Here is a 21,559-nt window from a genome sequence, read left to right on the forward strand (position 1 = left end):
CCCTCTTGGCGGCACCGGCTGTACCTGCGTCTAGCTGCCCTCCCGAGGTCGGGCAAGGCGCTACCCTTTGCCCTACCGCTGCCCCTTGCGCCACGGCACCAACAACGCTCGTGGATAATCCGCCCTCCGCGCCACAATGACCAGCGCGATAATCGACAGAATATAGGGGATCATCAAGAACACCTGCCCCGGAATGAACGCCCCCGCCTCGGTCTGCAACCTGACCTGCAACGCATCGAACATCCCGAACAGCAACGCGCCCAACAACGCTTTGCCCGGCTGCCAGCTCGCAAAAATCACCAAGGCGATGCAAATCCAGCCGCGCCCGTTCACCATGCCGAAAAAGAACGCATCAAAGGCGCTCATCGTCAAAAACGCCCCGCCCAGAGCCATCAAAGCCGACCCCGCCACCACTGCGCCCATGCGCAGCTTCATCACCGACAGGCCTTGCGCGTTCACCGCATCGGGGCTGTCGCCCACCGCCTTGATCGCCACGCCCAACGCGGTGCGGTTCATCACCCACCAGACGATCACAACCATCAACAGCGCCAACCACGTCATCGCCGTCTGTTGAAACAACACCGGCCCGAAGAACGGCAAATCGCTCAGCACCGGAATATCCAGCGCCCGGAACGGCTCAATCCGCGGCGGCGAACTGACCTGTGGCAAGGCGGTGCGATAGGTGTAACTCGCGACCGAGGTCGCAAACAACGTGATCCCAAGGCCCGATACATGCTGCGACAGGCCCAACGGCACCGTCAAGATTGCATGGAACAGCCCGAACAATGCCCCGGCCAGCGCCGCGATCAACACGCCGGTCCAAAGCCCCGCGCCCAGCCACACAGCCATCCAGCCGGTCATCGCACCGACCACGAAAATCCCCTCGATCCCAAGGTTCAAAACCCCGGCCCGCTCACACAACAGCGCACCCAAGACGCCGAATATCAACGGCGACGCAATGCGCAAACTCGCCGCCCAAAAGCTCTCGGATAAGAAGATGTTGAGAATATCCATCATGCCGCCGCCCGCCGTGCAAACCGCACCTTATAAGAGGCAAAGAAGCTCCCCAGCAGCACGCAAATCAACGACATCGACACCGTCAGATCGGCGAGGAAGCTCGACACGCCCATCGCCCGGCTCATGCTGTCTGCACCGACAAACACGCTCGCCACATAGAGCGCGGCCAGCACCACACCGGCGGGATTAAGCCGCGCCAGCATCGCCACGATGATGCCCGTGTATCCGAACCCCGGCGACAGATCGGCGGTCAGATAGCCTTTCAACCCGGCCACTTCGCTCACCCCGGCCAGCCCGGCCAATCCGCCCGACACCATCGCCACGGCGAGGAAAACCTTGTTCACGCCCAGCCCCGCGTGCCGCGCCGCCGCCCGGTTTTCCCCCACCGCACGCAGCTTCAACCCCCAGACGGTTTTTGTCATCACCACCCAGGCGATTACCGCCGCCACCAGCGCAAGGATCAACCCCGCATGTATCCGCATCCGCGCCATCAGTTGCGGCAACACCGCCGCGTCGATGATCGGCTCGGATTGGGGCCAGCCAAGGCCCATCGGGTCTTTGAACGGCCCCTCCAGCATCATTTGCACGAAAATCAGGATGATGAAGTTGAGCAGAAGCGAAGTCACAACCTCATCCGCGCCAAACCGCGTTTTCAAAATGGCCGGAAACAGCATCCCCAACCCGCCCGCAATCGCTCCCGCCAGCACCACCAGCGGGATCATCAACGCCGCCGGCCCGTCCACCATCCCCGTGCCAATCCAAACAGCCGCCAGCGCCCCGAGGTATAACTGCCCCTCGCCGCCGATATTCCAAAGCTTGGCACGAAAGGCCACCGCCGCCGCCAATCCGGTAAAGATCAGCGGCGTCGCCCGCGTCAGCATCTCGGTAAAGGTGAACATCGAGCCGAAAACGCCCTTGAACATCTGCGCATAGGCCGGAAACACCGGCGCCCCCGCCGCCATCAAAGGGATCGCCGCAAGGATCAGCGCGACCACCGCCGCAATCACCGGCACCAACGCCTGCACCACGCGCGAGGTGTTCTCTCTTGGAACGATCTCCATCATGCCGCCGACCCCGCGGTTTGTCCTGCGCTTTGTCCGGCCATCAAATATCCAATCTCGGCCCGGTCGCGGCTTGGCGTTTCTTGCAGATGCCCGTCATGCATCACACAGATCCGGTCCGCGAGCGACAACACCTCATCCAGATCTTCCGAGATCAGGATCACCCCCGCGCCCCGGTCCCTTGCCTCAAGCAAGCGGCGTGACACTTCGGCAGCGGCGCGAAAATCCAAGCCCCGCGTCGGCTGGTTCGCCAGAATTATTCCGGGGCTGTTCTCCAACACCCGCGCAAGGATCAGCTTCTGGATATTCCCGCCCGACAACAGCTTCGCCTCGGCCTCAATCCCCGGCCCGCGCACATCGTATTGGGCGCATAGGTCTTCGGCATGGGCGGCAATCTCACCCTTGCGCAAGAACCCCGCGCGCGCCACATCCGGCGCGTCCAGCCGTTCCATCACAAGGTTCTCCGCCACGCTCAACGCGCCAACAACGCCGTCATGATGGCGGTCCTCCGGGATGCGCCCGATCCCGGCGCGCAACGCATCCTTCGGGGTCATCTTCTTGTGGACCTCACCGGCGATCTCGATCTCTCCGGCCTCTGGCGTGATCAGCCCCGACAAAAGCTGCGCAAACGCGCTCTGCCCGTTGCCCGACACGCCCGCGATGCCGATAATCTCACCGCCGCACAGCTCAAGCGAGACATCGCGCAGTGCCCGCATCTCCCTGCCCGGCGCCACGCTCACCTTGTTCAGCCGCAACACCACATCGCCCGGCACCCCGGCCTCGCGCTCCGGCATGGCGTGATCTTCGCCAACCATCATGCGGATGATCGCATTGGCATCGGCCTCGGCTGTCACCATCTCGCCAGTCTTTTTGCCATGGCGCAACACGGCGATCCGGTCGGAAAACGCCAAAACTTCCCGCAACTTGTGGGAAATGAAAATCACCGACAGCCCATCATCTACCATGCCGCGCACAGCCTCAAACAACGTGTCCGCCTCTTGCGGCGTCAACACGGCGGTCGGCTCGTCCAGCACCAGAATACGCACGTCGCGATACAACGCCTTCAGGATCTCGACCCGCTGACGCTCGCCCACCGACAAATCCCCGATCTTCGCATCCAGCGGCACATGCAGCCCCGACCGCTCCATCAACGCAGCCAGCTTCTCTCTCGCCGCATCCCGCTCGCGAAACAGCCGCCAAAGGCTCTCAGTCCCCAAAACGACCGAATCCAAAACGCTCAAGTTCTCGGCCAGCGTGAAGTGCTGATGGACCATGCCAATCCGCGCATCAATCGCCGCCTGCGGCTGACCGGCGGGCAGCACTTTCTCGCCGCCCTCGTCCCAGACATGGACCGCACCCTCATCGGGCACATATTGCCCGAACAGCATGTTCATCAATGTGGTCTTGCCCGCGCCATTTTCACCCAAAAGCGCCAAAACCTCGCCCTTGCCGAGATCAAGATCAATCGCATCCGCCGCCACGACCGAGCCGAACCGCTTGGTCATCCCGCGCAAGGCAAGAACCGGAGCTTTCGTCATGCAATTTCCCCCAATGAAGCACGCGCGTCAGGGCGCGGCGAACAGGCACCGCGCCCTGACATGTCCGTCACGTCAACCGATCAACCGTCCGAAACCGGCGCCGCGTCATTCACATTGACCCGGAACAGCCCATCGCGAATCTCGGTTTCTTTCTCTTTCACGGCTTTCATCACATCCGCCGGCACCAGCTTGTCATCGGCCACAAGCGATCCACCGCCATAGCCCATAAAGCTGTATTGCCCGTAATCGGCGGCCTCAAACGTGCCCCCGGCCACGGCGCCAATCGCGCGACCAATCGTCGGCTCCATATGCCAAATCGCCGAGGCAAGGATCGTATCGGGGTAATCCGCCGATGTGTCGACCACGTTGCCAATCGCCTTCACGCCGCGCTCCACGGCGGCATCCGACACGCCAAAGCGCTCGGCATACATGATGTCCGCACCGGCATCCATCATGGCAAAGGCGCTCTCCTTGGCCTTGGGCGGATCGTACCAGCTGTCAATGAAGTTAACCAAGAACTTGACCTCCGGGTTCACCGCCCGCGCCCCGTCCATAAAGGCGTTCATCAAGCGGTTCACCTCGGGAATGGCATAGCCACCGACCATGCCGATCTTGTTGGATTTCGTCAGCGACCCGGCGATCATCCCGCTCAAATAGGACGGCTCGTGAATCCAGTTGTCGAACACGCTGAAATTCGGCGCAACCGGGCCAAAGCTCGACCCCATAAGGAACCCGGTTTCGGGGTAATCCTTGGCCACTTTACGCGCCGCGCGTTCAAGGCCAAACACCTCGCCCACGATCAACTGGTGCCCGGCTTCGGCATATTCGCGCATCACCCGCTCATAATCGGTGTTGGCCACGTTCTCCGAGAAAACATAGTCGATCTCGCCCCGCGCCGCGGCGGCATTCAGCGCCTTGTGAATCCGGCTAATCCACTGCTGTTCCACCGGCAGCGTGTAAATCGCCGCCACTTTCACCTTCTCGGCCGCCGCCACGCCGGTGGCCCCTGCCACCCCCGCCGCCGCAGTCAGGGCCAGCATCGCCCGCCGTGTCATAGAAAACGTCGTCATAGGTCGTCCCCCTGTTGCCTCCCGCGTCTCCTCAGACGCCAGAGCATGTTTGATTGCCCCCAAAGGTTCCCCGACTTTGACCATTCAGTCAAACTTATTTACCGCCCCTCTGCCCGCAAATCAGGCGCACAGAAACTTTCGCCTATTTTTCAGCCACTTGGGATTTAGTTTTTGCGAATGCCTCGCAATTGCAATATTTAACCCTATATCAATTGCATGAACAGACGCGATTTCAATATCCGGCTGATGGCGCTTGGGGCCACGCCCCTCGCTCCTGCTTTGCCCGGCGCGGCGGCAACAGCCCCCCCCGCTGCCCTGTCGGGCAAGGCTCTCATGCATTACCCGTGGGCGGCGCGCTATGCCCGTGTCCATGATGCCTGCTCGCCGGAACGGCTGGCCCGTGCCTTTGGCATTTCCCCTGATATTGCGGGTGAATTATTCGCAAAACTGCAATTTGACGGCGTGATCTCGGCGCCCGGCCTTACCGGCGTGGCACGCGCGGTGAACCCAATCAACTGGGACCTGCAATTCTCCCCCAGCACGGCACAGGTCTCCCGCAACGCGATGGCCAAACGCCTGCGAAAGGCGCTCACCGACCGTCGCGATGCGAACCCGTCAGAGCCGGACACCCCACCCGAGGACACACCGGCACTCTCCGACACGCCCTCTACAGCGGCCACAGAAACGGAATAATCGCGCTCGCAAGCAATCCGATCGACAGGTTCAAGGGCACACCAACGCGCAGGAAATCGGCAAACTTATAGCCCCCCGGCCCATAGACCAACATGTTGGTCTGATAGCCGATCGGCGTGGCAAAACTCGCGCTCGCCGCGACCATGACCGCCACAACCAATGGCCGCGCATCCACGCCCATCGCCTCGGCCAAGCCGATGGCAATCGGCGTCACCACCACGGCCACCGCGTTGTTGCTGACCATCTCGGTCAGCAGGCTGGTCAACAGATACACCGCCCAAACGATCAACGCCGCAGGCAACAGCATAAGATAAGGCGCAATCGCCCCAACGATCAGTTTGACCGCGCCCGATGCCTCCAACGCCGCCCCGATCCCCAGCATCGAAAAGATCAGCGCAAGCAAGCGCCCGTCGATAAAGGAAAACGCCTCGTCCGCGTCGATGCAGCGGGTGATCAGAACGGTCACCACCGCCAACACCGCCAACAGGAAAATCGGCGCCACACCAAACCCGGCCAAAGCCACCAAAGCGACAAGCGCGATAATCGCCACCGGCGCGTGCTGGCGGCGAAATGCCCGCTCGGACGGGTGCGAGACATCGACCATGTCCATATCCACCGACAGACGTTGAATATCCGCCGGTGCCCCTTCGAGCAAAAGCGTGTCGCCCACCCGCACCACCAGATCATCAAGCTGCCGCCCGATGTTCTGGTTCTTGCGATGGACCGCCAGCGGATACACCCCATAGCGCCGCCGCAGCCGCAGATTGCCAAGGCTGCGCCCGACCATCTTGCACCCCGGCGTGATCAGAACCTCAACCGTTGTCGTCTCCACCGCGCTCACCTGATCGACAGGGCGCAGGTTCTTGTCCTGTTGCAGGCTCAACAGCTCGGCCATCTCGGTGCGCAAAACCACCCGGTCACCCACCTCCAGAACGACCCCGGCCATGTTCCGCCGCAACGAAGCATCCCCGCGCAGCACATCCACCAGCCGCACACCGGCCCGTTTGAACAGCTGCACCCCGGTCACTTCCTGCCCGATCAACTCGCTCTCCGGCGGGATCACCACCTCGCTGAAAAACTTCATCTTTGAACGGTCGGATAGCAGCATCGCCATACTGTCGCGATCCGGCAGCAACATCGGCCCGATGAACCGCAAATAGATCATCCCCCAAATCACCAGAATGATCCCAAGAGGCGTCACCTCGAAAATCGAAAACGCCGCCATCCCCTGCGCCCGCGCCACACCGTCCACCAACAGGTTCGTCGAGGTCCCGATCAAGGTCAGCGTGCCGCCCAGAATGGCCGCATAACTCAGCGGGATCAACAGCTTGGAGGCCTTCAACCCCAAAGTCCGCGCCAGTTGCACAAACACCGGGATCATCACCACCACCACCGGCGTATTGCTCACCACCGCGCTGGCCAGAATGACAAACCCCAACAACAGAGCAATCGCCAGCCGCGGGTTGGTGCGCGCCTGCGCATCCGCCATCCGCGTGAACGCATCCAGCGCCCCGGTCCGCACCAATGCTCCCATCACAATGAACATCGCCGCAATCGTCCACGGCGCCGGGTTCGACAACACATCCAGCGCCGCATCATAGGGCAACACCCCCAGCGCCAGCAAAACCCCCATGCCCGTCATCGCCACAACTTCGGTGGGATAAATCTCGCGAAGGAACAGCACGAACATCGCCACCACCACGCCCAGCGTGATAACCGCCTGCGCAGTCTGCGACATTTCGAAAAGACCCATGGCTCTGCTCACCTTGTTACCGGATGCGCCCATTCTGACCTATCCGGCAAGCGGTGGGAATAGGGCATCGCCGCGCGCCCCGACTTAGGCGCTCGGCACCTTCGCCACTGCCCGCAATTCCACCAATCCGCCGGGCACAATCAACTCGGCCACGCCAATCGCGCTCCACGCCGGGTATGGCTCCAAAAGATAGCGATCCTTGACCGCCATGAACGCCTCCATGTGACGCGCCATATCGACATGATAGCTGGTGATCTCGACAACATCGGCCAAGCCGGCACCCGCTTCGATCAATATCGCCTCAAGCGCCTCGAACGCGGTCTCGAATTGTGCCACCGGATCGCGCACAGCCACCAAGGCGGCCAACCCGTTCTCGCCATCCGCTGTCACCGCTTCGGCCCCCTCCAACCCACTGGCCGAACCGCCGACCGACCCGCTGGCTTGGGGTTTGTTGCCATCCGTGCTGGTGCCAATGATGCCAGAGCAGAAAATCAGCCCCTCGGCCTCAACCGCCGGGGCGAAATGCCAGTTGTTGTAAACACCCCTAAGCGCCTTGGGGATAATCCGTCGCGCGTCGCTCATTATTCTGCCCTTTCACTTGCCACCTGCCGAGCGTGGCGCAAATCACCGCAACATGCCAGCCACCTGCCCATCTCAGCCCTGCGCAGCCGTCCTGTATTCAACCGGCGACACGCCATAGACCCGCTGAAACTCCCGGTAAAAATTCGACCGCGTCAAAAACCCCGACTGCGCCGCAATCTTGGCAACGCTGTCTTGCCCCTGCACCAACATCGCGGCGGCATGTTCCAGACGGAAATCATTCACATATTGCGAGACGTTCTTCCCCGTCTCGCGGTTGACCGCCGCAGACAGCACACGCACAGGCAGATGCATCCGCCGCGCAAGCCGTTGCACGGTGATGTCGGGGTCCAGAAACAGCTGCTCCTGCCGCATCAGATCACAAAGCCTGGCTTCGATCTCGGCCTCGCCACCGCGCGACGCGGGCGCCTTGGCGGGCGCGACCTGCGGGGCCTGCACCATCCGCGGGATCGTGATCAGCGCCGCAAGCATAATAACGATAAGCGGCACCGAGCCATAGGTGATCAACGTCGCCGCATTCGCGCCCCGGTTCATCATGAAATCCAGCGCAATCGCCGTGTCCAGCAACAACACAAACCCAAGGATCCCAACGCCCCGCAATATCCCGTTGGACAGGCCCCGCGTCGCCTCGACATGGGCATAGCTCAAACCATCAGGGCCCCGCCGCCACAGCATGAACAGCGCCGCGATATACACCAGATAACTGGCGCTGATCAGCCAATCGAGCTGCCGCAGATCATCCACCCACAGCCAAAACGCCCCAAGGATCACAACCGGCACAACAAGGTGAAACACAGCAAGCCGCCAAAACCGCGCCGCCCCAACCGTCAGCGAGACAAAGCTCAGATAAATCATCGGCCCAAGGTACATCGGCAACACGCGCTGCAACGGCACCAACCGCTCCTCGCCATAGCCAAACCTCACCCCAACCAGAACCGCTTCAATGGCACATAACCCAAGCAACCCGACAAACATGACATTCGCCCGACGCGCCCCCAATTCAAGCCCCCAAACCAGCACAGCAACCCCCAGCAACAGGGTCGCCGTCATCAACGGCAGCGGGAAACTGACCATATTCGGGTCGTCCATTGTCCTCTTTTCGTCCTGTCCTGTCCTGCATCGTGATCGAGGACAGGTATAAGGCCCGGCCCCGGTTGCTTCAATGTGATGCGCCACTCACCTTCATCGCCATCACCCAACAACATCGGAGCCTCCAATGAAACGTATCTTACCAACTCTGCTGGCCATCCTGACCGGCTATGCCGCTAGCGCATCAGAACACAGCTACCAACCCGCCCTCAGCGAGCTGCACATTCAGGACCAGAGCGGAACCCGCGATCTCGACGGGCTCTTGTGGTATCCAACAAACGCCCCCGGCCCGCTGAGCGACGATTACACAAGCAAAGTCTGGGTCAGCACCCAAGTCGCAAAAGACGCCCCACCCGCCTCCGGCCCCTTCCCGCTGGTCGTGCTGTCTCATGGCATGTTCGGCAATGCCATGAATCAGGCGTGGCTCGCGGGTGCTTTGGCCAAACGGGGCTATGTCGTCGCCGCGATCAGCCATCCGGGAACATCAACATGGTCGCGCGATCCCGATCAACGCCGAGAGCTGTGGCAGCGCCCTAAAGACATCTCGCGCGTGATTGACCATGCCACAACCTCCCCCGGCTTGCCGCTCTTGTCGATCCCGACAGGATATTCATGGCCGGGCATTCGCTCGGCGGCTTCACCGCCGCCGCTTTGGCGGGCGGGCGCTATGACACGGCCAAGCTGACGCGCTTTTGCACCGAGGTTCCTGACGAACTCACCTGCAAGATCCTGCGCGATTGGAAGATTGCTCAAACCCCCGCCGACCGCGCCGAAATGGAGAGCGACCTTTCCGACCCCCGGATCAAAGCCTTCGCCGTGTTCGATCTCGGCGTCACTCAGAGCTTTTCCGAGGCGAGCTTGCGCGCCATTGATCGCCCCGTGCTGCTGTTCGGTGCGCCGATCATGAATTCGGGTCTCACATTGGACATTGAATCGCGCACGCTGGCGGCGCTGCTTCCCGCGCAATCCAGCAAATACATCGAACCAGAAACGCTGTCGCATTTCGACTTTCTCGGGCAGTGCAAACCGGAAGGCTTCGACTTGCTCGCCAAAGAGATCCCCGGCGATGAGATCGTCTGCGTGAACGGCGGCGCCAAGCGGGCCGCCCACCATCAGATGATCATCAAAGAGGTCACAGCGTTCTTCGCGACGCCCTGACTGCTGGCCAAAATGCTGGCCTGCGTGCTGGCCTGACTTCTGGGCTGGGCCGGCTCTCTGCGCCGCCTCACGGCGCACCAATTTCTTAAAATTGTCGGCAAATCGGTAAGGGTTGATTAACCTTTGTTAACGCCGCAACCCGCTCCCCCGGCAGCCGGATGTCAGCCGGGAGTCAGCCGGATGTCACCCCCCCGAATCGGCGGCTTTCTCGCAAAGGTAAATGCCACCGCACGCCGCGCTAGCGCCCTGTTAACCAGACGCCGCGCTCAGGTCTCAAATATCGGGCCTCTCAATTCAGGCGTCTGGCCCGCATTGGCTCAACCGACCACCCTGCCGCACCATCTCGATCCGGGTCGTTTTGCCGGTCTTGTCATCGGTCTCGACATAAACCCCCGACAGGGTCGCCTCACCGCTCGCAGGGGTGAACCGCGACTTGGTCATCCCGGTGACAAAGCGGCGCATCGGCTCGGCTTTTTCCATGCCGATCACGCTGTCATAATCGCCGCACATCCCCGCATCGGTCTGGTATCCCGTCCCCCCCGGAAGGATCTGTGCATCGCTGGTCGGCACATGGGTATGCGTGCCCACAACAAGGCTCGCGCGGCCATCACACCAATGCCCCATAGCCATCTTTTCCGAGGTCGCCTCGCAATGCATGTCCACCAAGACCGCCTGCACCGCCCCGCCCAAAGGGTAAGGTTTCAGCGCCTGTTCGATCTCGGAAAACGGGTCGTGATAGGCGCGTTTCATAAACACCTGCCCCAACACCTGCGTCACCAAAATCTTGCGCCCGCGCCGGTCTTCAAACACCTTCGCCCCGCGCCCCGGCGCGCCTTTGGCAAAGTTGAGCGGCCGGATAACGCGCGGCTCATTCTCGATGAATTGCAGCATATCTTTCTGGTCGAAAGCATGATCGCCCAGCGTCACGCAATCCGCCCCGGCGTCCAGCAACAGCTTCGCGTGCTCCCCGGTAAGCCCCATCCCGTTAGAGGCGTTCTCACCGTTAACCACGACAAAATCCACCCGCCACGCCTCGCGCAGCCGCTTGAGGCCCTCAGAAACCCCCTTGCGCCCCGCCCGGCCCATCACATCGCCTAAAAAAAGTATCTTCATACACTAGGGCTTAGGCCCACTCGCGCGCCGGGGCAAGAGCCGATCTAAACCGCTCCGCCTCACAGCGCACCCAGCGCTCCTCGACGGTTAAAACCTCTCCGGCCATCGGCAAATTTCATCGACCAAAGGGGAGTTGGCGCACGGTGAAATTTGAGTGTTTTTACCAAGAAAGTAAGGCTGTCGCGCGTTTTACACCGTGATAATCTCGCGCTCTGTAACAACCATATCTAGCGGCTGATCCGTTGGCTCCAAAGGCAGCTCCTCGGCCTCCTGAGCGGCATAGGCAAAGCCGATCGCAAGCGTGGGCCGCTTATTGCGCAGCTTCTCCAACGTCCGGTCGTAAAACCCACCGCCATAGCCAAGCCGATTGCCGGCACGATCAAATGCAACCAACGGCACGATGAGGATTTCCGGCTCGAAAAAATCATCTACTACAGGCACTTGCGCCCCAAACGGCCCTTCCCGCAACGCGCATCCCGGCGACCAGCGAGAGAACTGCAACGGCTGTGCTTTGGCCATAATGACCGGCACCCCCACCGGTCCATGGGCGGCTGCCTCCTCCATTGCGGCAAGCGGGCTGATCTCGGTTCGGATCGGCAAAAACCCCGACAAGGGAACGCCGCGATACCCGGCCAGAACCTCACTCAAAAACCCAGCCCGTCCCGGCCCATGACCGTCATGCGCCAGCTTGCGCCGCGCGAAAGCCGCCTTGCGTGCGGCTGTCTTCCGCTCTGCCAAATCGCTCATAATAAAACCACCGCTGCCAGTCCGAGAAACGCAAAGAACCCGACAACATCCGTGACCGTTGTGACAAACGCACCAGATGCCAGTGCCGGGTCAACGCCCAGTTTCTCAAGTAGCACCGGAATCACGGTGCCCGCCAACCCGGCGACGACCATGTTGATCACCATTGCGACGCCAATCACCACGCCCAACATCGGCGAGCCGAACCAGACGATCCCGACAACCCCCATCGCCACGGCAAAGATCATCCCGTTGATCAACCCCACCAGCACTTCGCGCCGGATCACGCGCCAGACGTTCGAGCCGGTCAAATCCTTGGTTGCAATTGCACGCACCGCCACGGTCAGGCTCTGCGTCCCCGCATTGCCCCCCATCGAGGCGACAATCGGCATCAGCACAGCCAAGGCCACGAACCCGGCGATCACGTCTTCAAACAGCGCAATAACCAACGAGGCAAGCACAGCCGTCACGAGGTTCACAGCCAACCATGGCAGGCGCTGACGGGTTGTGTTCAGCACCTTGTCAGTCAGCGAGCCTTCCCCCACACCGGCAAGTCGCAGGATGTCTTCCTCGTGCTCTTCGTCCAGAACCGCCATGGCGTCATCAATGGTGATCACACCGACAAGACGTTCATTTTCGTCGACAACCGGGGCCGAAATCAGGTGATATTGGTTGAACGCATAGGCCACGTCGCCTTCGTCCTGATCCACCGGAATCGTGCGAAACGTGTCCTCGGTGATGTCGGCCAACTGCGCCTCGCGCGGGTGACCCATTATTTTGCCTAACGTGACATAACCGGTCGGGCGCATCCGTGGATCAACCATAATGACGTGGTAGAATTGATCCGGCAGGCTCTCTGATCCGCGCAGGAAATCAATGGTTTGTCCCACGTTCCAATGTTCCGGCGCCATCACCACTTCGCGCTGCATCAACCGCCCGGCCGATTCCTCGGGATAGGACATCGCCTGTTCAACGACGACCCTGTCAGCATCATCCAGCGCACCCAGAATGGCTTCTTGCTGTGGCTCATCAAGGTCTTCCAGCAGATCGACGACATCATCGCTTTCCAGCTCGCGCACAGCATCGGCAAGAACATCGGGATTCAAAACCGCGATCACTTCCTCGCGGATGGATTCGTCGAGTTCCGAGAGGATGTCACCGTCAAATTCTACGCCATAAATCTCGATCAGGCGGCGCCGGTCAAAGGCGTTGATCTGCTCAAGAAGGTCAGCGATGTCCGCCGCGTGGAGCGGCTCCATAAGCTCGACCAGCTTGTCACGATCGCTTACGTCGACAGCATACAGAATCGACGCGACATCGCGTTGATTCAGCTCATAGCTGTCATCCTCAGGGGTGTCTGTTTGCTCTAAAAGCTGGTCCTGATCGCTCATGCCAGTGCCCCCTGTTTTCATTGCCGCGACCATACGTGAGGAGGCAGTGGGAAAACAATGGTCTAAGCCTGATTCAACAGCCTCCGCGCGGCGATCCGATGACCATCACCCAAATATTGCCCGCCTCCCGGATTACGCCAATCTCGCGGGCCTTGCGCTGCAACATATTGCTGCGGTGGCCTTTTGACGTGATCCAGCTTTGCATGACCTCTTGGGGTGTTCTCTGCCCCTTGGCAATGTTCTCGGCGATAAGACAAAAACGATAGCCCTTACGCTTGGCCCGCTTGCCCACGCTCGACCCGTTTGACCCCTTATGCGAGAAGAAGCCTTTCTTTGCCATGTCCCGGCCGTGACCCTCGGCCACCGCTTCCAATACCGGAGAGATGGCAAGCGCACCCAACCCGTTTTGAGCGCGAAAAGCATTGGTGAGCTGCACCACCTCGCGGACCGGCTCAGCCGATAGCACGCTGGCACATATTGCAATTGCCGCTGCCAAAGTTGCTGCGAGAAGCCGCATGCTCAATCCTTTCAGTTCCTCAAAAAGCGTCTCAAATTTTCTCTGCCAATGCTCGTGCCAATGCGTTCTGTCGCGCCACCACTGACCGCTGATCAATCGTTGCCATGCGCCCATCCTGCACCACGCGGCGGCCTTCGACCAGCAAATCGCGCACCCGTGTCGGCCCCGCCAGCAAAAGAGCAGCCGGATCCCAGCTTCCCGCGCTATCGAGCCCCGTCGCGTCCCAAATCGCAATATCAGCCCGCTTGCCCGGCGCGATCTGGCCACAATCGGTGCGTCCCAAAACCTCTGCTCCGCCCCGCGTGGCAATCTCAAGAGCCTCGCGCGCGCTCATCGCGTCGGCGCCACTGGCTACCCGCTGCAGCAACATGGCCATCCGCGCTTCACCAACCAGATTGCCTGTGTCGTTGCTGGCAGACCCATCCACGCCCAACCCCACTTTCACCCCGGCATCCCGGAATCGTCGGACCGGGGCAATCCCGCTTCCAAGGCGACAGTTCGAGCATGGGCAATGCGCAATTCCGGTTCCTGACCGTGCAAACAAATCAATCTCGCGCGCGTCCAGCTTTACACAATGAGCGTGCCATACGTCATCTCCGGTCCACCCTAGGTCTTCGGCGTATTGCCCCGGGCGACAGCCGAATTTCTCTTCGCTAAAGGCGATATCCTCGTCGTTTTCCGCCAAATGCGTATGAAGCATGACACCTTTGTCGCGCGCCAGAATGGCCGTATCGCGCATCAACTCACGGCTGACCGAAAATGGCGAACACGGCGCCACGCCCACCCGCACCATTGCGCCGTCGCTGTCATCGTGGAACCTGTCGATCACCCTGATGCAATCGTCGAGAATTGCGGCTTCCTTCTCGACAAGGCTATCTGGCGGCAGGCCGCCATTGCTTTCGCCAACACTCATTGCGCCGCGTGTGGGATGAAACCTAAGGCCGACCTCTGCCGCTGCTGCGATCGTGTCATCCAGCCGCGTACCATTGGGGTAAATATAAAGGTGATCCGACGTCAGAGTGCAGCCCGACAACGCCAACTCGGCCAACCCCACTTGAGCCGAAACAAACATCTCCTCCGGGCCCATATGGCCCCATATCGGATAGAGCGTTTTCAACCACCCGAACAAAAGCGCATCCTGCGCGCCGGGTACGGCGCGGGTCATGCTTTGAAACAGATGATGATGCGTGTTGACCAGCCCGGGCGTCACGACACAGCCTTGGGCGTCAATAACCTCTCCCGACGTTCGCAGCCCCTGTCCAACCGAGACCACGACACCATCGCGGATCAGGATATCACCCGAGCGAAGCTCTCTTCGCGTTTCGTCCATCGTCAAAATGAAATCAGCATTGCGAACAAGGGTTTCGGGCATTTACGCCTCCCGCTAAGGGGATTGCGCTCCCCTCATAAACCCATAGTCGGTTCAGGGGAAAAGGAGCAGAGACCCGAACCGTAGAACAATTATTGCGGAGTTATATTTATCTTTCAACCCCTATAGCGTGTGGAGCGTGCCCTACCGCAGAGTGAGCCTTTTTCATCACGACGTTAAGCTGCCGGAGAGCACACCGCAGCGGCGTTCACTCAATTCCCTTTAAAATCTCCAGAGCGGCGGCGTGCTGTTCTTTGCCTGCGGCGGCGACGACGCGTCCGCCATTATGCGCGGGTCCGCCTTGCCAATCAGTGACGATGCCTCCCGCCGCTGCGATCACACCTATTGGCCCTTGAATGTCATAATTGGACAGACCCGCTTCGATCACCAAGTCAACCTGACCCGCAGCCAAGAGCGCGTAGGCATAGCAATCCATCCCGTAGCGCACCAATTTGACTTCGCGCGCGACGGCCTCGAATGCTTGGCGCTCCTCTATGGTGCCAACTTCGGGAAATGTGGTGAACAACATCGCCTCAGCCAAGGGGCGACTCCCGCGCACACCAAGCGCATGTTCGCCCTGAGGGCCCGTCATTCGCGCTTCTCCAAACCCGCCCCAGAACCGCTCACCGATATAGGGCTGGTCAATCATGCCAAAAATCGGGCCGTTTTCATCAGAAACGGCTATCAAAACGCCCCAAGTTGGCGTGCCGGTGATAAAGCCGCGGGTTCCGTCGATTGGGTCCAGAACCCAGGTCAACCCGCTCGTGCCTTCGGTAATACCGTGTTCTTCGCCTATGATTGCGTCATCCGGTCGGGACGTCGCCAGAATATCGCGCATCACCGTTTCGGCGTTGCGATCTGCCTCCGTCACCGGGTCAAAACCGCCATCAAAAATCTTGTCGCCTTTGTCCGCAGCCTCAAGACCTGCCGACCTAAAAAATGGCAAGACCGCCCTGCGTGCGGCATCAGCCATCGCATGGGCGGTCTCTTTAATGTTTTCGCAGTCAACTCGGGTCACGTGCCGTACTCCTGTTGCGCCATGTCGCGCGCAACAGGTAACCCGCCCCTGCGTTCGGCTCAAGCCACGTCGGAAAGAACCCGTGCCAGCTCAAACAACCGGCGGCGCTGATTTTCGGGAATAGCATAGTAGGACCGAACAAGATCCAGTGCTTCCTTGTCGCCCATCAGATCCGAGGGAACAGCCTCGCCTCCGGCGTTCTCCGTCTCGGCGTCCAGCCCTTCAAAGAAGAAACTTACAGCAACATCCAGTGCTTCGGAAATGTCCCAGAGCCGTGATGCACTCACCCGGTTTGCACCGGTTTCATATTTCTGAATCTGTTGGAACTTGATCCCAACTTTCTCCGCCAGTTGTTGTTGCGTCATACCGACAAGCCAACGTCTATGACGGATGCGTTTGCCCACATGAACGTCTACAGGATGTGCCATGAAAGTTTCCTTGTTACTCGTGCCAAAAATCATACGTCCACTTACGGAAAACCCCATCAATCCGATGAACGCTACTCGTTGCTGTCTGAAAATACTTGCAACAGCTTGGTTTACAAATCCACCTCTTAGAAGGCAAAAAAGGGTAATATCCGCACCTTTTGCGTGCATTACAGCAACATTCGACAATTTAAAAGAATGCAACCCTCGGTAAAACCTAAGGAAATCGCTCTCCTTAGCAGCGGCGCGTTGACTTACAAAAACGCTCGCGGGTAAGAGAGCGTCTCCACACATATGGATTTTCAGATGCGTGCTTACCAAATTTCTGCCGACGGAACTGGTGCGGAACTTACCGAGATCGCCATTCCCGAACCTAAAGCAGGCGAAATTCGTGTGCGAATCGCTGCCTGCGGGCTGAACTTTGCTGACCTGCTGATGCTCAAAGGCAAGTATCAGGACATGCCGCCCGCCCCATTCACAATGGGGATGGAACTTTCCGGCGTTGTTGATGCGCTCGGAGACGGGGTGAATGGGCCGCCCCTTGGAACTCCGGTGGCCGTTTTCGGCGGTCAAGGAGGCCTTGCTGAATTTGGCTGTTTTCCCGCTGAACGTGTGATGCCTCTCGCGGCGGGGACCTCCTGCCCGAGGCGGCCGCGCTGCAAATCGCTTATGGGACAAGTCATGTTGCGCTCGATCACAAGGCGCGTATGCAACCGGGGGAAACCCTGCTTGTGCTGGGAGCCGCCGGTGGCGTTGGCCTCACCGCTGTTGAGATCGGCAAACTGATGGGGGCACGGGTTATTGCCTGCGCACGCGGTGCCGACAAACTCGCCGTGGCCAAGCGCTCTGGCGCGGATCATCTGATCGACGCCAAAACCGAGGACATACGCGAAGCCGTCAAAGCCCTTGGTGGTGCCGATGTGGTTTATGATCCTGTCGGAGGAGAGCAATTCACCGCGGCTCTGCGCGCCTGCAAGCCAGAAGCGCGCATTCTCACCATCGGGTTCGCTTCGGGAGATGTGCCGCAAATTCCTGCCAACCATCTGCTTGTTAAAAACGTCGATGTGCTGGGGTTCTATTGGGGTGGCTATATGAAATTCCGCCCCAAAGTTATCACCGACAGCCTCGCCACCCTCTTTGGCTGGCTGTCCGAGGGCCGGATTGCACCCCATATCAGCCACACGCTCCCGCTTGAGCGCGTCGAAGAGGGTTTGGAGCTTTTGCGCAGCCGTACCTCGACCGGGAAAGTCGTAATTACGCCGACCTGATCAGCGCTGCAGGCGCGCTGCAATATCCTTGCCGCAGCAATTCTGCCAAGCGACCCATCACCTCGTCACGACCGGTGTTGCCATACATATTGATTTGCTGATGTCCCAGATTGGGCAACGCCCCAGCAGAGGAGATCGCTTCCAAATGCGGCGGGATGCTGTCTTCCATAAGCGCACCGACCGCCAGATCAGCGCTAATCAATGCTTCTACCGCGCGGTCTTCGTCGGATTCCACTGCTAGCTCCCACGAGATCCCCGCCTCGTCCAACTTGCGAATAACAATCGGGCGAAAAATGCAGAACCTGCAAAATGCCAACCGCAATGGCCGCTTGCGCCATTCCTGACCGTCAACTGCGCCGACCCACCGCAAAGGCATATCAGTAAGCGTCTCTCCGCCGGAGTGGACGCTTTCTTCGGTAGCAAGGATCAGGTCGACTTCCCCACGGCTTAGCTTTTCGTGAAGATTTACAGTGCTCGATGAGATCAGCTGCACTTTTACGCGCGGGAATGCGGTGTTGAAGGTTTTCAGAACGCGCGGGATCACGGGATAAACAACATCGTGCGGCACACCCAGCACGACCTCCCCCTCGAACAGATCGTCGGTGAGCCGACCCACGACCTCGTCATTAAGGCTCACCATCCGGCGGGCGTAGGTCAAAAGCTGCTCGCCCGAGGCCGTGAGAGCGATCTTGCGGTTGGAACGGTCAAGCAACCCGACATCCAGCAGTTCTTCCAGCCGTTTAAGCTGCATCGAGACCGCTGATTGCGTCAGATTCAACATTCCAGCAGCGCGCGTCACACCACCATGGTCTGCCACCGCTACAAATGACCTCAAGGTCGTCAGATCAAGATTTCGCATCCGTCAGGGCTCCGCCATCCAATTCATCACCATTCGTGATAATCAAAAGCATAAACATTCACCTTCAAGATGCAAGGCCAGAGGATAGACATCAACACATCGAATGCTAACGGCACCAAATATCACGAAAGGAAAAGGTCATGTCTTCTATCGAAATCTTCTCGCGCGACAGCCGCCGGCTTTCCCGCCCGTTCCTTCTTGCTGCCCACCTCACGGCGTGGCGCTCACTCCGTAAGCAACGCGCAAATCTGTCAAAATTAGACGCCAGAGCACTGGATGATATCGGTTTGACGCGCTCGGATGCCAATACCGAGGCTCGTCGCCCCTTCTGGGATGTGCCGGAAAGCTGGCGGGATTGATCCGGAAACGACAAACACACCGTTTCCGCACGAATTCCGCCGGTTCTCCTTGAAAAACCAACATCTATACCCGATATTTTATGCAAACCACCGTCGCGATCATGCGACAGGGGTATAGATTTGCAAAATCGGAGGATTCGATGGCAGAATTTGACACCACCCGCACAGGCGCACTATCGCGCGAGTCGGTAATCGACGAAGGGCTGCGGGCTTATATGAACAAGGTCTATGGCCTGATGTCGGCGGCACTTCTCGTGACCTTCGGCCTTGCCTATTTCGTGGCCCAGAGCCCGGCTGCGCAACAAGTGCTGCTGGTGCCGCCGATCGTTTATGCCGTTATCTTCGGACCGCTGGCCTTCGTTCTGATCTCGAGCTTTGCGTTCGAGAAGCTTAGCGTGACTGCCCTGAACGGGTTGTTCTGGGCTTATGCCGCTCTGACAGGCGTATCGCTTTCTGTGATCTTCATGATGTTCTCGATGACGTCAATTATCACTGGCCTGCTTTACACAGCAATCGCCTTCCTTGGGCTCACGCTCACGGGCTACGTGACCAAACGCAACCTTGGCCCGCTTGGTCAGGTCGCGACCATGATGGCTTGGGGCCTTGTCGGCATCGCGATCTTTAGCTTCTTCACGGGTGGCCTCAGCGCCGGTGGCGTCTGGTGGTATAATCTCGCGATCCTCGGCGTCTTTGCCATTTTGACCGCGACGTCGACCCAAGGGATCAAGAACATGTATCTCGAAGCGCGTCATCATGGCGGGCAAGAGGCACAGCTTTTCCTTGAGAAAGCGGCGATCATCGGTGCACTGCAACTCTACATCTCGTTTATCGCGATGTTCCGCTCGATCATGTATCTCTTCATGGGCGACGACTGATACGCACAGCGAAACCTTCTATGCAATCGGGCCGGCCTCGCGAGAGACCGGCCCTTTTTCGTGTCATACGGTGCGCGCCGCGTCGCCTGTCACAAGAGCTTGCGCATTTCCACCACTGGAAAGAACACCCCCGGCCCCATGCGCAGTTCCACCTCGCCTACGACCTCGAACCCTAGCGAGCGGTAAAACGGCGCTGCCGTGCGCGTGCTGAGACAAGATAACAACCTGATCCCCGCCACGCGGGCACTGTCAAAGCTCTGCTCCATAACCGCTCGTGTTACGCCCCGGCGCAGCCAATCAGGATCGCAGGCCACATGCCGAACGTGCCCGACATCCGCGGCCCCCTGCCCGCTCCGCAGTAGCGTCGCACTCCAGCCGCCCACCGCCACAACCTCACCACCGCAAAGCGCGACGAAGTAGGTTGGCAGCATCAGCAGTTCGGGGTTGGCCCGCGTCATCAAGGGCAACGCTGCGGCCAATATTGGCGTGGGATAGTCCTCGGTCAAAAGCTCGGAATACGACCGCTCAAGCAGGCGGCCGACGGCCATCCTGTCACGCGCACGAGCGGGGCGAATCGTCAGGTCTGGCACATCGGGCAGCGGTGGCAGGGCGAGCATCGTCAGGGTCTCCTCAAGGTATTTCGCGAAAATCTATCCGCGCCCTGATCCCGTCCCCGCTTTCTGAAAAAGAAAAAGCCGCGTCCCGGACCGGGCGCGGCTTTGTCTTTGTCTGGTCAGGCGATCTTACTTGATCTTGCCTTCCTTGTACTCGACATGCTTGCGCGCCACGGGGTCGTATTTGCGTACGACCATCTTCTCGGTCATGGTGCGTGCGTTTTTCTTGGTCACATAGAAGTGGCCCGTGCCCGCGGACGAGTTCAGGCGGATTTTGATTGTGGTCGGCTTCGCCATAGGTCTTCTCCTGCGGCAGACGCAAATGCGTCCGCGAAATTCTCATGAAGTTTGCCTTTTAACGATGGTCACGCCCGAGTCAACCGGGATTCGCCGCAAACCAGCAGGAATATGCGCGGAGAGCCTATAAGCCGGATTCTGTCCAAGGGATTTCTCCCTCTGGATGACCATTCCTCTGAACGCGCTGTTGCCAGCGCGCCTCCAGCTGCCTACCCGGATCGTCGGGGCCAAGGCGGCCCATGCGCGATCCCTATTCGGCATTGCTCCCGGTGGGGCTTGCCATGCCGGTCCGGTTACCCGTCCCGCGGTGGGCTCTTACCCCACCGTTTCACCCTTCCCTTCGCATGCGAAGGGGGTCTCTTCTCTGTGGCGCTTTCCGTCGGATTGCTCCGCCCGGGCGTTACCCGGCACCGTTACCTTGTGGAGTCCGGACTTTCCTCCCACGAAGCAGGTCACCCCGCCCGCAAGCGGCCATCCAGCCCTCCGCGCAACTGCGCACCTAGTCCTGAAATGTTGCCCCGTCAACGGGGACATACGCTTGCCCTGCGCATTGCCCCGCGCTATCCCGCAGGTCCTCAACCGGGATTTTTGTCATGACCTGCCTTCTGCCTCTCAAGGCCCTCGGTCCGCGCATCTGCGTTCTCGGCCCCTCCAACAGCGGCAAATCCACCCTTGCGGCGGCGCTCTCCCGGAAGCTTTCGATCCCTGCTGTACACCTCGACCAACTCTGC

At 59.8% G+C, this 21,559-nt stretch carries 22 protein-coding genes, 1 other RNA gene and 1 pseudogene; 6 read left to right on the forward strand and 18 right to left on the reverse strand.

What is annotated here, in order from left to right:
* Positions 1–72 precede the first annotated feature (72 nt).
* The 4 genes from N4R57_18440 to N4R57_18455 form a co-directional block, all read right to left on the reverse strand.
* Entirely contained in the window at positions 73–1,014 is a 942-nt protein-coding gene (locus tag N4R57_18440) for an ABC transporter permease (protein UYV39618.1), read from the reverse strand.
* Positions 1,014–2,081, reverse strand: coding sequence for an ABC transporter permease (locus tag N4R57_18445; protein UYV36929.1), 1,068 nt, complete (start codon positions 2,079–2,081; stop codon positions 1,014–1,016). The genes N4R57_18440 and N4R57_18445 overlap by 1 nt, the downstream gene beginning before the upstream one ends.
* The gene (locus N4R57_18450) at positions 2,078–3,616 is read right to left on the reverse strand and encodes an ABC transporter ATP-binding protein (protein ID UYV36930.1); all 1,539 of its coding nucleotides are present in this window, start codon (positions 3,614–3,616) and stop codon (positions 2,078–2,080) included. The genes N4R57_18445 and N4R57_18450 overlap by 4 nt, the downstream gene beginning before the upstream one ends.
* A gap of 80 nt (positions 3,617–3,696) precedes the next feature.
* Entirely contained in the window at positions 3,697–4,686 is a 990-nt protein-coding gene (locus N4R57_18455; protein UYV36931.1) for a BMP family protein, read from the reverse strand.
* A gap of 216 nt (positions 4,687–4,902) precedes the next feature.
* Between N4R57_18455 and N4R57_18460 the strand changes: the two genes are divergently transcribed.
* Positions 4,903–5,379, forward strand: coding sequence for a hypothetical protein (locus tag N4R57_18460; GenBank protein ID UYV36932.1), 477 nt, complete (start codon positions 4,903–4,905; stop codon positions 5,377–5,379).
* Here N4R57_18460 and N4R57_18465 read toward each other — a convergent pair.
* From N4R57_18465 to N4R57_18475, 3 genes are all read right to left on the reverse strand, one after another.
* On the reverse strand, positions 5,354–7,132 hold the full coding sequence (locus N4R57_18465; GenBank protein ID UYV36933.1) for an SLC13 family permease: 1,779 nt from the start codon (positions 7,130–7,132) through the stop codon (positions 5,354–5,356). The genes N4R57_18460 and N4R57_18465 overlap by 26 nt on opposite strands.
* 84 nt (positions 7,133–7,216) lie before the next feature.
* Entirely contained in the window at positions 7,217–7,714 is a 498-nt protein-coding gene (locus N4R57_18470) for a RidA family protein (GenBank protein ID UYV36934.1), read from the reverse strand.
* A 72-nt stretch (positions 7,715–7,786) separates the two neighbouring features.
* Positions 7,787–8,821, reverse strand: a complete 1,035-nt coding sequence (locus N4R57_18475) for an AraC family transcriptional regulator (protein ID UYV36935.1) — start codon at positions 8,819–8,821, stop codon at positions 7,787–7,789.
* 127 nt (positions 8,822–8,948) lie between these two features.
* On the opposite strand from N4R57_18475, the gene N4R57_18480 reads away from it, so the two are divergent.
* Together N4R57_18480 and N4R57_18485 are read left to right on the forward strand one after the other, a co-directional pair.
* On the forward strand, positions 8,949–9,506 hold the full coding sequence (locus N4R57_18480) for a hypothetical protein (GenBank protein UYV36936.1): 558 nt from the start codon (positions 8,949–8,951) through the stop codon (positions 9,504–9,506).
* Entirely contained in the window at positions 9,434–9,979 is a 546-nt protein-coding gene (locus tag N4R57_18485; protein UYV36937.1) for a hypothetical protein, read from the forward strand. Before N4R57_18480 ends, N4R57_18485 begins: the two co-directional genes overlap by 73 nt.
* A gap of 294 nt (positions 9,980–10,273) precedes the next feature.
* Here the strand turns inward: N4R57_18485 and N4R57_18490 are convergent, their stop codons facing one another.
* The 7 genes from N4R57_18490 to N4R57_18520 all read right to left on the reverse strand — a co-directional run bounded on the left by N4R57_18490 (position 10,274) and on the right by N4R57_18520 (position 16,559).
* A complete protein-coding gene (locus N4R57_18490; GenBank protein ID UYV36938.1) occupies positions 10,274–11,092 on the reverse strand; it encodes a TIGR00282 family metallophosphoesterase in 819 nt (272 codons plus the stop codon).
* 189 nt (positions 11,093–11,281) lie between these two features.
* The gene (locus N4R57_18495) at positions 11,282–11,839 is read right to left on the reverse strand and encodes a 5-formyltetrahydrofolate cyclo-ligase (GenBank protein UYV36939.1); all 558 of its coding nucleotides are present in this window, start codon (positions 11,837–11,839) and stop codon (positions 11,282–11,284) included.
* Positions 11,836–13,227 (reverse strand): magnesium transporter, encoded by a 1,392-nt coding sequence (mgtE, locus tag N4R57_18500; GenBank protein UYV36940.1) that lies wholly within the window; start codon positions 13,225–13,227, stop codon positions 11,836–11,838. The genes N4R57_18495 and mgtE overlap by 4 nt, the downstream gene beginning before the upstream one ends.
* A 73-nt stretch (positions 13,228–13,300) precedes the next feature.
* On the reverse strand, positions 13,301–13,744 hold the full coding sequence (locus N4R57_18505) for a CAP domain-containing protein (GenBank protein UYV36941.1): 444 nt from the start codon (positions 13,742–13,744) through the stop codon (positions 13,301–13,303).
* Between the two features lie 31 nt (positions 13,745–13,775).
* Positions 13,776–15,116: an 8-oxoguanine deaminase gene (locus N4R57_18510; protein ID UYV36942.1), complete on the reverse strand. Its 1,341-nt coding sequence runs from the start codon at positions 15,114–15,116 to the stop codon at positions 13,776–13,778.
* 205 nt (positions 15,117–15,321) lie between these two features.
* On the reverse strand, positions 15,322–16,131 hold the full coding sequence (locus N4R57_18515; GenBank protein UYV36943.1) for an inositol monophosphatase family protein: 810 nt from the start codon (positions 16,129–16,131) through the stop codon (positions 15,322–15,324).
* A gap of 59 nt (positions 16,132–16,190) precedes the next feature.
* Positions 16,191–16,559, reverse strand: coding sequence for a helix-turn-helix domain-containing protein (locus tag N4R57_18520; GenBank protein ID UYV36944.1), 369 nt, complete (start codon positions 16,557–16,559; stop codon positions 16,191–16,193).
* Positions 16,560–16,862: 303 nt separating this feature from the next.
* Here N4R57_18520 and N4R57_18525 point away from each other — a divergent pair.
* Positions 16,863–17,824, forward strand: a pseudogene (locus N4R57_18525) (NADPH:quinone oxidoreductase family protein).
* On the opposite strand, the gene N4R57_18530 reads toward N4R57_18525, so the two are convergent.
* Positions 17,811–18,683, reverse strand: a complete 873-nt coding sequence (locus tag N4R57_18530; GenBank protein ID UYV36945.1) for a LysR family transcriptional regulator — start codon at positions 18,681–18,683, stop codon at positions 17,811–17,813. The pseudogene N4R57_18525 and the gene N4R57_18530 overlap by 14 nt on opposite strands.
* A gap of 140 nt (positions 18,684–18,823) precedes the next feature.
* Here N4R57_18530 and N4R57_18535 point away from each other — a divergent pair, with 140 nt between their 5' ends.
* Together N4R57_18535 and N4R57_18540 are read left to right on the forward strand one after the other, a co-directional pair.
* Positions 18,824–19,042 carry a DUF1127 domain-containing protein gene (locus tag N4R57_18535; protein UYV36946.1) on the forward strand — a complete coding sequence of 73 codons (219 nt, stop codon included), beginning with the start codon at positions 18,824–18,826 and terminating at the stop codon, positions 19,040–19,042.
* 140 nt (positions 19,043–19,182) lie between these two features.
* Positions 19,183–19,917 carry a Bax inhibitor-1/YccA family protein gene (locus N4R57_18540; GenBank protein ID UYV36947.1) on the forward strand — a complete coding sequence of 245 codons (735 nt, stop codon included), beginning with the start codon at positions 19,183–19,185 and terminating at the stop codon, positions 19,915–19,917.
* Between the two features lie 89 nt (positions 19,918–20,006).
* Here the strand turns inward: N4R57_18540 and N4R57_18545 are convergent, their stop codons facing one another.
* The 3 genes from N4R57_18545 to rnpB form a co-directional block, all read right to left on the reverse strand.
* Positions 20,007–20,534 carry a GNAT family N-acetyltransferase gene (locus N4R57_18545; protein UYV36948.1) on the reverse strand — a complete coding sequence of 176 codons (528 nt, stop codon included), beginning with the start codon at positions 20,532–20,534 and terminating at the stop codon, positions 20,007–20,009.
* A 126-nt stretch (positions 20,535–20,660) separates the two neighbouring features.
* Positions 20,661–20,828 carry a 50S ribosomal protein L33 gene (gene rpmG / locus N4R57_18550; GenBank protein UYV36949.1) on the reverse strand — a complete coding sequence of 56 codons (168 nt, stop codon included), beginning with the start codon at positions 20,826–20,828 and terminating at the stop codon, positions 20,661–20,663.
* Between the two features lie 111 nt (positions 20,829–20,939).
* Positions 20,940–21,315: RNase P RNA component class A (gene rnpB / locus N4R57_18555), an RNA gene on the reverse strand.
* Between the last annotated feature and the right edge of the window lie 244 nt (positions 21,316–21,559).

The organism is Rhodobacteraceae bacterium D3-12, from assembly GCA_025916135.1.
Lineage (GTDB): Bacteria > Pseudomonadota > Alphaproteobacteria > Rhodobacterales > Rhodobacteraceae > JAKGBX01.

Coding starts and splice junctions, on each gene's coding strand:
- N4R57_18440 (UYV39618.1), bottom strand. CDS start 1,014: ATGGATATTCTCAACATCTTCTTATCCGAGAGCTTTTGGGCGGCGAGT.
- N4R57_18445 (UYV36929.1), bottom strand. CDS start 2,081: ATGATGGAGATCGTTCCAAGAGAGAACACCTCGCGCGTGGTGCAGGCG.
- N4R57_18450 (UYV36930.1), bottom strand. CDS start 3,616: ATGACGAAAGCTCCGGTTCTTGCCTTGCGCGGGATGACCAAGCGGTTC.
- N4R57_18455 (UYV36931.1), bottom strand. CDS start 4,686: ATGACGACGTTTTCTATGACACGGCGGGCGATGCTGGCCCTGACTGCG.
- N4R57_18460 (UYV36932.1), top strand. CDS start 4,903: ATGAACAGACGCGATTTCAATATCCGGCTGATGGCGCTTGGGGCCACG.
- N4R57_18465 (UYV36933.1), bottom strand. CDS start 7,132: ATGGGTCTTTTCGAAATGTCGCAGACTGCGCAGGCGGTTATCACGCTG.
- N4R57_18470 (UYV36934.1), bottom strand. CDS start 7,714: ATGAGCGACGCGCGACGGATTATCCCCAAGGCGCTTAGGGGTGTTTAC.
- N4R57_18475 (UYV36935.1), bottom strand. CDS start 8,821: ATGGACGACCCGAATATGGTCAGTTTCCCGCTGCCGTTGATGACGGCG.
- N4R57_18480 (UYV36936.1), top strand. CDS start 8,949: ATGAAACGTATCTTACCAACTCTGCTGGCCATCCTGACCGGCTATGCC.
- N4R57_18485 (UYV36937.1), top strand. CDS start 9,434: ATGGCCGGGCATTCGCTCGGCGGCTTCACCGCCGCCGCTTTGGCGGGC.
- N4R57_18490 (UYV36938.1), bottom strand. CDS start 11,092: ATGAAGATACTTTTTTTAGGCGATGTGATGGGCCGGGCGGGGCGCAAG.
- N4R57_18495 (UYV36939.1), bottom strand. CDS start 11,839: ATGAGCGATTTGGCAGAGCGGAAGACAGCCGCACGCAAGGCGGCTTTC.
- mgtE (UYV36940.1), bottom strand. CDS start 13,227: ATGAGCGATCAGGACCAGCTTTTAGAGCAAACAGACACCCCTGAGGAT.
- N4R57_18505 (UYV36941.1), bottom strand. CDS start 13,744: ATGCGGCTTCTCGCAGCAACTTTGGCAGCGGCAATTGCAATATGTGCC.
- N4R57_18510 (UYV36942.1), bottom strand. CDS start 15,116: ATGCCCGAAACCCTTGTTCGCAATGCTGATTTCATTTTGACGATGGAC.
- N4R57_18520 (UYV36944.1), bottom strand. CDS start 16,559: ATGGCACATCCTGTAGACGTTCATGTGGGCAAACGCATCCGTCATAGA.
- N4R57_18530 (UYV36945.1), bottom strand. CDS start 18,683: ATGCGAAATCTTGATCTGACGACCTTGAGGTCATTTGTAGCGGTGGCA.
- N4R57_18535 (UYV36946.1), top strand. CDS start 18,824: ATGTCTTCTATCGAAATCTTCTCGCGCGACAGCCGCCGGCTTTCCCGC.
- N4R57_18540 (UYV36947.1), top strand. CDS start 19,183: ATGGCAGAATTTGACACCACCCGCACAGGCGCACTATCGCGCGAGTCG.
- N4R57_18545 (UYV36948.1), bottom strand. CDS start 20,534: ATGCTCGCCCTGCCACCGCTGCCCGATGTGCCAGACCTGACGATTCGC.
- rpmG (UYV36949.1), bottom strand. CDS start 20,828: ATGGCGAAGCCGACCACAATCAAAATCCGCCTGAACTCGTCCGCGGGC.